The sequence below is a fragment of the Coleofasciculus sp. G3-WIS-01 genome (assembly GCF_040223135.1).
GTDB lineage: Bacteria > Cyanobacteriota > Cyanobacteriia > Cyanobacteriales > Coleofasciculaceae > Coleofasciculus.
The window spans coordinates 1-2,649 of sequence record NZ_JAVJZI010000091.1; the positions used below are offsets into that span (position 1 = coordinate 1).

Below are 2,649 nucleotides of genomic sequence, written 5' to 3' on the forward strand. Positions count from 1 at the left end.
GGAAAAACTTCCTCAGCCGCATATTGTAGAAAAATCCAGATAAAGCAATTAGAATCACGAGTTAAGTCAGGGAAAGATTGGGTAGCCAGAGCCACTAAGAAAATTAAGTTGGCTCGGAAGTTCTATGGGAAAAAGAACTGGCAATCCTCCAAAAACGGCTGTAATTTCCCCTTGTCGTCAAACCTGAAGACGAGAAAAACTAACTGGTATCATCTGCGGAGATGTCTGCATCAGAAAAAGCGATATATCAACAGACTTCAAAATCAAGTTAAACATCTGAAATCGGCGAAAATTAGAGTAAAGGTATCCAGAGGGGAACTATTTATTGTTGGTTCCAAGGATGAAAGTTATGGGAATCAAACTTGTCAATGGTCTGGGGATACTATCAAGTTGAGAGTCCCCGGTTGTCTGGAAGCAAAATTTGGTAAATATGTCACATCAAAAATTGGCAGCTTCTCAAGAAACATTAATAGATTACCCAATAGCGGTGCGAAAACATGGCACTTCTATAGAAAGGATAATCGCTGGGTGGTCGCTGTTCAATTTACGCCCGCAGCGGTGGAGAAGGTGAGTAGAGAAATTAAGTATGGTGCCCTGGGTATCGATCTAAATCCTAGTTCTATTGGTTGGGCTTATGTTGATGGTCAAGGAAATTTAAAAGCTCAGGGAACTCTTTCTATAAAGACTGGTTTACCCACAGGTAAACAAGATGCTCAAATTGTAGAGGTTTGTTTGAAATTGGCAGCTTTAGCCAGGAAGTTTTCTTGCCCTATTCTGTGCGAAAGATTAGATTTTTCGACAAAGAAAGCTCAATTAAGAGAGCGAACAAAAAAATATGCTCGAATGCTTTCTGCCTGGGCATACAGTCGTTTTTATCAGATTTTGTCATCGATTTTATCCAACCGAGGAATAACTCTTTCTTTGTGCAATCCAGCTTACACGAGTTTGATTGGATTGGTTAAATATAGTCGAATGTATGGACTATCATCTGATGTGGCGGCTGCCCTAGCAATTGCCAGAAGAGGCATGAAGTATAGTGAGAGATTGCCACGCTCTGTGTCCGCCTATCTCGGAGTGAATCCGAGAAAGCACGTATGGAGCGCTCTATATCAATTTAATAGTTTTATTGGTCGATGCCCTGTAGTCAATCGTAGACACGATTACTATAGTGTCTCTAACTGGGAACCGTTGGTTAAGGCTGATGTCGAGCAACAATGCCGGGTATCAGCCAAGCGTCAGCGTTAACGGTTATCGACCAAAAGTTACACCGTGGACTTATACCAAGGCAGAATTACTTATGGGTAGGTTTGTCTAGGTTTTTAGAAGCGGCATAAATGACTTCCTCAACTAAAAGGGCTTCCATGCGCGGGATATGATCGCGCTGTCTTTCTGTGGGATTCACTAACGGTTGAGGAACATCATTACTCCAGTCATAACAGTTGAACCAATCATCCCAGTATCCCTCAGATGACTTATATTTCTTGGCTTTGAACGCAGAACCACCAGGACAAATTCCCTGCTTCACCAACGCATCGCGAATGGTTCCCCGCAGGTTTGCCAAGGGAACCCGCCCTGGATAAAGTTGGAGTAGCTCCTCCCAAACTCGGCGAGCGGATTGATTAATCGGGGGCGCACCCATGCACCACATACTTGCCTCACTAATTAAATTCGCATTCGCCGTGGCAAATCTGATTTGCCCGATCGCATCTTCTGCTTGAGGCGGTTGGGTGACGTCAGCGTGTAAGCGTGGGTTCAATGTTTGTAGGGTTGATAGGCTGGGACTGGTGGGATTGAATACAAACATTTGCCGTAGATACGCTACCAAATCACTCCAATACTGCCGAAAGGCTTGAATCATCGCCAGACGTGCCATATCCCGGTAATGATCGCGCTCCATTCCAGCGGCTAGCTTGGCGGCGTCTTGGCGACTATCGGAGAAAATCACCAGTTTTCGGGAGGAGACACCTGCACCGCTTGAACTCATTTCTCGCAACGTCGCACTTGCCAACACCTGACAGGCTTTTTGGAATCCAGTTCGATGACTCCGCAAGGGAGTTTTGAAGGTTCTCCGACGGCTATAGTCTGCATCGCATCGAGGACATTTAGTTGGCATGGAAGACTGTTGCTCGGCTTTTTCCCCGATTACCTGATAAAGCCAACCGGGTATTTCATCGGGCTGACAAGGTGTCTTATCCATCTTCAGCAAACCGGTGACGCGATGGAGTTTGGCTTTAACCCATCTCCGTTTAATCTTGTCTACTGTCCACTCTAAGTCTTGAGGTTCTACTGTTTGATGATAGGGCAGAGACCAAAACACAGCATACTGTCCATATCGCTGTCCCAGATTCACTCGATCTGGCATATTTTCCAAGTCAGGTTGATCGGCACTCAAGACAAAACCCTTGCCCACCGGATGCTTGTAACCGCCCAGAAAAACATCGCCACAGACTTCACAGATAATGAAATCGAGAACCCGATCACCGCAGTCACAGGAAATTCGATGAGTATCATAAACTACCCAGACCTGCTAAGAGCTGAGGTCTGGGTTTTTAGTAGCCCTGAAGTCATCGAACAAGCTAAGCTGAACATACTTAATAGTTCGGCTTAGCTTGCACGATAACCCCGTGCCTCCAGGCTGGTTTATAGACA

Annotated in this window: 3 protein-coding genes; 2 read left to right on the forward strand and 1 reads right to left on the reverse strand. The window is 45.4% G+C overall.

Annotated features, from left to right (window positions below; translation table 11 throughout):
• A partial coding sequence (locus tag RIM23_RS09685) for a hypothetical protein (RefSeq protein WP_446366534.1) occupies positions 1-1,245 on the forward strand: 1,245 nt, incomplete at its 5' end.
• 46 nt (positions 1,246-1,291) lie between these two features.
• Here the strand turns inward: RIM23_RS09685 and RIM23_RS09690 are convergent.
• Positions 1,292-2,392: a hypothetical protein gene (locus RIM23_RS09690; RefSeq protein WP_446366536.1), complete on the reverse strand. Its 1,101-nt coding sequence runs from the start codon at positions 2,390-2,392 to the stop codon at positions 1,292-1,294.
• Here RIM23_RS09690 and RIM23_RS09695 point away from each other — a divergent pair.
• Positions 2,378-2,608, forward strand: coding sequence for a hypothetical protein (locus RIM23_RS09695; RefSeq protein ID WP_446366538.1), 231 nt, complete (start codon positions 2,378-2,380; stop codon positions 2,606-2,608). The two genes, RIM23_RS09690 and RIM23_RS09695, sit on opposite strands and share 15 nt — an antisense overlap.
• Positions 2,609-2,649: the final 41 nt, after the last annotated feature.